General features: G+C 71.8%; 6 protein-coding genes. 3 read left to right on the forward strand and 3 right to left on the reverse strand.

Translation table 11 applies throughout. The features are described from left to right. Positions 1 to 260 precede the first annotated feature (260 nt). Entirely contained in the window at positions 261 to 1,127 is an 867-nt protein-coding gene (locus tag AOK00_RS33320) for a L,D-transpeptidase family protein (RefSeq protein ID WP_079042326.1), read from the reverse strand. Positions 1,128 to 1,286: 159 nt separating this feature from the next. Between AOK00_RS33320 and AOK00_RS33325 the strand changes: the two genes are divergently transcribed. The 3 genes from AOK00_RS33325 (at position 1,287) to AOK00_RS33335 (ending at position 4,458) form a co-directional block, all read left to right on the forward strand. Continuing rightward, a complete protein-coding gene (locus tag AOK00_RS33325) occupies positions 1,287 to 2,867 on the forward strand; it encodes an acyl-CoA mutase large subunit family protein (protein ID WP_055603885.1) in 1,581 nt (526 codons plus the stop codon). Between the two features lie 75 nt (positions 2,868 to 2,942). Continuing rightward, positions 2,943 to 3,599, forward strand: a complete 657-nt coding sequence (gene leuE, locus AOK00_RS33330; RefSeq protein ID WP_055603889.1) for a leucine efflux protein LeuE — start codon at positions 2,943 to 2,945, stop codon at positions 3,597 to 3,599. Positions 3,600 to 3,636: 37 nt separating this feature from the next. Further along, positions 3,637 to 4,458 carry a MerR family transcriptional regulator gene (locus tag AOK00_RS33335; RefSeq protein ID WP_055603886.1) on the forward strand — a complete coding sequence of 274 codons (822 nt, stop codon included), beginning with the start codon at positions 3,637 to 3,639 and terminating at the stop codon, positions 4,456 to 4,458. A gap of 139 nt (positions 4,459 to 4,597) precedes the next feature. On the opposite strand, the gene AOK00_RS33340 is transcribed toward AOK00_RS33335, so the two are convergent. Both AOK00_RS33340 and AOK00_RS33345 read right to left on the reverse strand, forming a co-directional pair. Further along, positions 4,598 to 5,932, reverse strand: coding sequence for an alpha-2,8-polysialyltransferase family protein (locus AOK00_RS33340; RefSeq protein WP_055603887.1), 1,335 nt, complete (start codon positions 5,930 to 5,932; stop codon positions 4,598 to 4,600). After that, positions 5,929 to 6,659, reverse strand: a 731-nt coding sequence (locus AOK00_RS33345; RefSeq protein ID WP_055603888.1) for a hypothetical protein, incomplete at its 5' end; no start/stop codon positions are given. The genes AOK00_RS33340 and AOK00_RS33345, both read right to left, overlap by 4 nt.

Raw genomic sequence — 6,659 nt, forward strand, 5'->3', positions numbered from 1 at the left:
ACTCAGTACTGCGCCGCCGGGTCGAGAAGTGTTACACCGGGAGCGGAACGCGCGCGTCGACGCCGATCCCGAGGGGCAGTACGGCGGTGAGCCCGGCGGCGCAGTACTGAGTGAGCCGACTGGTCATCGGCCGCGCAGTGAGCCGGGGTTCCCCCCGTACCTACGGCTCCGCGCACATGGCGCGGGTGGGGCACGTTCCCCCGGTCCCACCCGCGCCCTCTCCCCTCTCCCCCCGGATCACCGGTGGACGGGGTCCCCGGTCACCAGTGGACGACGACCTTGTCGCCGACCTTCACCTGGTCGAAGAGGGCCGTGAGCTTGGCCCGGTCCCGGACGTTGACGCAGCCGTGCGAGGCCCCGTTGTAGCCGCGCGCCGCGAAGTCCGACGAGTAGTGCACCGCCTGGCCGCGGCTGAAGTACATCGAGAGCGGCATCGGCGTGTGGTAGAGCCGCGACCAGTCCTGCCGGACCTTGCGCTCCACGGTGAAGGTGCCCTCGCGGGTCGGGGTGTTCTCCGAGCCGAAGCGGACGTCCATCGACGAGACGACCTTGCCGTCGATCATCCAGGCGAGGGTCCGGCTCTCCTTGCTGATGCACAGCACCCGGCCGGTCATGCAGCGCGCGTCGGGGGTGTCCAGCTGGTTGGTCGTCGACGGCTTCAGCTCGTCGGCGGTCGGCTTCCGGCTCGCGCCGAGCAGCCGCTGCCAGGTCGCCTCGTCGACCGAACCCGTCCGGGGCAGCCCCTGCTTCTTCTGGAAGGCCTTCACCGAGCCGGCCGTCATCGTCCCGTAGAAGCCGGTGGGCGCCCGGTCGAAGTACCCGAGCTGCCGCAGCCGCGCCTGGAGCTCACGGACCTGCTCGGTCTCGTCCCCGTCGTCCATCAGGGCCTTGGACTCCGCCGTCCCGGAAGGCGTCGCCGAGGGCGTCCCGGAGGGTGTCTCCGTGGGCGCGTCGGTGGGCGTCGTCGTGGTGTCCGACGGGGACGGGGGCTTGCCGTCCTCCGTGGGGGTGTCGGTCGGCGCCGGGGCCGACGACGTCGGCGCGTTCGTCGGGCTCCCGGAGCCCCCTCCGGAACCGGCCGCCTGGGCCGTACAGCCGGCGGCGAGGGCCACCGAGGCCGCTGCCAGAACCACTCTGCGTATGACGGAAGAAGACCGCTTCACTTTTGCCCCCCGGGACTGTTCGTATGTACCTAGGGATGCTTCCCGCGCGTGTGTGGTTGCGCGCGCGGGTCACGATCCGCGCATGCTGTGAGCAGGGGCCCATCTCATCGGGAGGCACAGCCAATGGCGCGCGAGTCGGAGTCGGGACTGCCCATCGACCCGGTCTACGGACCGGAGGCGCTGGAGGGCTGGGATCCGGCGGAGAGGCTGGGCGAGCCGGGCGCGTACCCCTTCACCCGCGGGGTGTACCCGTCGATGTACACCGGCCGGCCGTGGACGATGCGCCAGTACGCGGGCTTCGGCACCGCGGTGGAGTCCAACGCCCGGTACAAGCAGCTGATCGCCAACGGCACCATGGGCCTCTCCGTCGCCTTCGACCTGCCGACGCAGATGGGCCACGACTCGGACGCGCCGATCGCCTCGGGCGAGGTCGGCAAGGTCGGGGTGGCGATCGACTCGGTCGAGGACATGCGGATCCTGTTCGACGGCATCCCGCTGGACAAGGTCTCCACATCGATGACGATCAACGCCCCCGCCGCCCTCCTGCTGCTGATGTACCAGCTGGTCGGCGAGGAACAGGGGGTCCCGGCGGACCGGCTGACCGGCACGATCCAGAACGACGTGCTGAAGGAGTACATCGCCCGCGGCACGTACATCTTCCCGCCCAAGCCCTCCCTCCGGCTGATCGCGGACATCTTCAGGTACTGCCGGGCCGAGATCCCGAAGTGGAACACGATCTCGATCTCCGGCTACCACATGGCGGAGGCGGGCGCCTCGCCCGCGCAGGAGATCGCGTTCACCCTGGCCGACGGCATCGAGTACGTGCGGACCGCCGTCGCGGCGGGGATGGACGTCGACGACTTCGCCCCCCGGCTCTCCTTCTTCTTCGTCGCCCGTACGACGATCCTGGAGGAGGTCGCGAAGTTCCGGGCGGCCCGCAGGATCTGGGCCCGGGTCATGAAGGACGAGTTCGGCGCGAAGAACCCCAAGTCGCTGATGCTCCGCTTCCACACCCAGACCGCGGGGGTGCAGCTGACCGCCCAGCAGCCCGAGGTCAACCTCGTCCGCGTCGCCGTGCAGGGCCTCGCCGCCGTACTCGGCGGGACGCAGTCGCTGCACACCAACTCCTTCGACGAGGCGATCGCCCTGCCGACGGACAAGTCCGCCCGCCTGGCCCTGCGCACCCAGCAGGTCCTGGCGTACGAGACGGACGTGACCGCGACCGTGGACCCGTTCGCCGGCTCGTACGTCGTGGAGAGCATGACCGACGACGTCGAGGCGGCCGCCCTGGAGCTGATGGACCGGGTCGAGGAGATGGGCGGCGCGGTCAGCGCCATCGAGCACGGCTTCCAGAAGGGCGAGATCGAGCGCTCGGCGTACCGGATCGCCCAGGAGACCGACAGCGGCGAGCGGGTCGTCGTCGGCGTCAACCGCTACACGGCCGACGTCGAGGAGCCGTACGAGCCGCTGCGCGTCGACCCCGCGATCGAGGCGCAGCAGGCCGAGCGGCTCGCCGCCCTGCGCGCCGGGCGCGACCGGGCGGCGGTGGAGGCGGCCCTCGCGGAGCTGCGGAAGGCGGCCGGGGGCACGGACAACGTCCTCTACCCGATGAAGGACGCCCTCAAGGCCCGCGCCACCGTCGGCGAGGTCTGCGACGCGCTGCGGGAGGTCTGGGGCACGTACGTCCCGACCGACGCGTTCTGAGTCCTCCCCGTTCTGGTCTTCCGCGATACGAAACACACAGGCGGAGTGTCGTACTGGCATGCGACACTCCGCTTCATGCTGGGTGTCACCGATCTTCCGACCTATCTCGTGGGTCTCGTCCTCATCATTCTCCTGCCGGGGCCGAACTCGCTGTACGTGCTGTCCGTCGCCGCCCGCAAGGGCACCAGGACCGGATACAAGGCCGCCGCCGGCGTCTTCACCGGCGACGCCGTCCTGATGACGCTGGCCGCGCTCGGCGCGGCCTCCCTCCTCCAGACCACCCCCCTGCTCTTCATGATCGTGAAGTACGCGGGCGCGGGCTATCTGGCCTGGATGGCGTACGGGATGCTGCGGTCGGCCTGGGCGATGTGGCGCTCGCGCGGGGAGACGGTGGCCGAGGAGACCGAGCAGGTACAGGCGGGGCCGGGGGAGAACCCGTACCGCAGGGCGCTGATCATCAGCCTGTTCAACCCGAAGGCGATCCTCTTCCTCATCTCCTTCTTCGTGCAGTTCGTGGACCCGGCGTACGCCTACCCGGCCCTCTCCTTCCTGGTGCTCGGCACCCTCCTGGAGATCGGCAGCTTCCTCTACCTGACGATGCTGATATTCGGCGGCACCCGGCTCGCCGCCGCGTTCCGGCGCCGCCGTCGGCTCTCCGCCGGAGCCACCTCCGCCGCCGGCGCCCTCTTCCTCGGCTTCGCCGCGAAGCTCTCCCTCAGCAGCGCCGCTTGACCCTCACACCGTGTGAGGCCGTTCCGTAGGGGGCGTCATGTTCACCATCGGAGACTTCGCCCGGCACGGGCGGGTGTCGGTCCGGATGCTGCGCCACTACGACGCCATCGGACTGCTGCGCCCGGCCCGGGTCGACCCGCACACGGGCTACCGCTTCTACACGGCGGAACAGCTCGCCCTGCTCAACCGTGTCATCGCGCTCAAGGACCTCGGCTTCACCCTCGAACAGGTGGGGGCGATCCTCGACGAGAAGTTCGACGCGGACGAGCTGCGGGGCATGCTGCGTCTGCGCCAGGCCGAGCTGGAAGCGGCCATGGCGGAGGCGCGGGCACGGCTCGCCCAGGTCGGCGCGCGGCTCCGGGCCATCGAAAGTGAGGGACGCATGTCCACCCAGGACGTCGTCGTCAAGAAGATCCCCGCCGTCCGGATCGCCGAACTGAGCGCGGTCGCCGCGAGCTTCGGCCCGCAGCACATCGGCCCGGTCATCGGGCCCCTGTACGAGGAGCTGTGCGGCCGCCTCGAAGCCGCCGGGCTCACCGGGTTCGGCCCGGGGATCGCGTACTACGAGGACGCGGGCAAGGGCGACGGATCGGTCCTCGTGCACGCCGGCATGACCGTCCCGGAGGGGACGGCCGCGGAGGGCGTCGAGGTGCACGTGCTGCCCGGCATCGAGGAGGCGGCGACCGTCGTCCACCGGGGCTCGATGGACACCATCCTGCCGACCGCGCAGACCCTGGCCCGCTGGATCGAGGCCAACGGGTACGAGACGCGGCACTACGCGCGCGAGCTGTACCTGGAGTGCCCCGAGGACCGCTCCCAGTGGGTGACGGAGATCCAGGAGGAGATCGTCCGCGCCTGACGCCGGGCACCTCCTCGTGTTCGTGCCCGCCCGGACACCGCTTCCCGTTCGTGCCCGCGGGCCCGGGTCCCCCGCACGGGGCCCGGGCCCGCCGCTCGTGCCGCGGCCGCCTCCGCCGCGCCGGGCGCCGCCGGGGCCGCTACCTCTTCAGCGCCTTGCGCAGCCGCAGCGCGCGCCGCGCCAGACGGCGGACCCCCGGGTGCCGGGGGAGCGGGATGCCGCCGGGCAGGTTCAGGACGGTGAGGCGGCGGCGGGTGAAGTGGTGCCGGGTGCGCTCGGCGAACGGCCCGGACAGGTGCCGTACCGCCGGCTCCCGCAGCTCGGGCCGGATCTTCGGCTGCATCGCGAAGCCGACCGCCGCGACGAGGTCGTTCAGCTGGGCCGTCGTGATCGCCCCGCCGTCCTCCGCACCGTCCTCCGCACCGCCGTCCAGGGGCGGCACGACGGCGTCCACGACGGTGAGCGGGACGCGGTTGCTGTTCTGGAACGGGGTGAGCCGCTCAAGCAGGCCGCGCGTCCCGACCCGGGCGACCGGCAGTCCGTAGAAGGTCCGCGCGGTGAGCAGGGCCGTGGAGAAGCAGCCGACGACGAGGGCGGGCCGCAGCTCGCGGTAGAGCACCTCGGCGAGCACTGGCCGGTCCTCGACGGTCAGCTCGGCGCCGAGCGCCGCCGCCTCCCGCGCCAGCGCCTTCGACCAGGTGTCGGGGGCCGTCGGGTGCGGCTTGAAGACGAGCCGCCGGTGGCCCCGCGCGACCGCGCCCCGGACCATCCGCAGGTGCAGCGCCTCCTCCTCGGCGACGGTCAGCAGGTCGAGCGCCGCCAGGTACTGGCCGAGGAGCAGCGCGGGCCCGTCCTCGGAGGCGGTCGTGGCGGCGGGCCCGGCCAGCTCGTCGACGCACGCGAGGAACGCCTCCGTCGGTACGGCCTCCGGCACCGCCCCGAACTCGGCGAGCAGCAGTGGCGCGAGACCGGGCACGAGGTCCAGGTGGAGCAGCCGGCCGACGCGCCCGCCGATCAGCGGGTCGATCTTGTTGCGGGTCGGCCCGTAGCTCATCAGACCGTCCGCGTAGACGGTGACGGGCGCGTCGGGGAGCAGTTGGGCGATGGCGAGCGCGGGCGTCACCTGGATCGATTCCAGGGCGAGTTCGACGCGGTCGTCGCCGAGGTCCCAGATCCTGCGCAGATGGCGCTGGAGGAGCGGCAGGTCGCTCGCCCGGGGGGTCCAGCCGCCCGGGTGGAGCGGGGAGATCGTCTCGTTCCACGACAGGACGGAGTCGAAGCGGCCGCGGAGCCGCTCGAAGCCCTCGGCCTGGTCGAGCGGCGGGGTCGTCTCCGGCACGGCCGCGTTGTTGGTGACGAGGAGGATGCGGCGGTCGGCGGGGCCGAAGCAGCCGCTGTCCAGGGCGGCGGCGATCGTCACCGCGCCGTAGAGGGTGGAGGCGCAGAAGATCTGGGTGGTCCGGCGGGTGCTCACGCGGCCACCTCCGCGGCGGCCGGGCCGGCACCGGCACCCGGGCCCGCGCCCGGTGTCGGCGGCGGTGCGGGACGGCGTCGCCGCAGTCTCCGCAGCATCGTCGCGCGGTCCCCGCCCATCGCGGCGAGGGCCTCGTCGAGGACGTCCTGCGGCATGCGCCGCAGCGCGCCCGCGCTCATCGCCTTCAGCTGACGGGCGACCTCCGGCTCGAAGCGTTCGATCGATCCGATGTGATGGGAAATCACCGCGCAATAGGTGCGCACGGCCTTCTGAAGAAGGATTTCGGCGTCCGCGTCCTTTGCGGTCTCCTCGATCACCTGGTCGAAAGCGCGGATGAAATCCAATTGTCGTACGTCGCCGATCTGAGTGAGTGAGGTCGCCACTCCGCGCCGGTAGAAGACACCGAGTTCGCCGATCGCGGCGAAGGATTTCGCCTCGCGGTGCAGTCGCCAGATCCACGGCCGGTCCTCGGCGGTCCGCAGTCCGTGCGTGAAGTGCAGCAGGCCGCGGTCGAGGAGCCGCCGGTGATAGATCCCGGCCCAGGCGTACGGGTAGTCGACCGAGGTCGTCCGGTGGGCCGGCAGGATCGCGTCCCGCGGGTTCAGCACCTCGCCGCGCCGGGGGACCGGTGCGCGGCGGATGCCGCGGTTCCTGCCGGTGACGGAGACGTGGTCGGTGCGCAGGAAGTCGCAGCCGAGGTCCTCGGCCGCGGCGACCAGGCGGGAGT

Origin of the sequence: Streptomyces aureus (assembly GCF_001418135.1) — a bacterium.
Taxonomy (GTDB): domain Bacteria; phylum Actinomycetota; class Actinomycetes; order Streptomycetales; family Streptomycetaceae; genus Streptomyces; species Streptomyces aureus_A.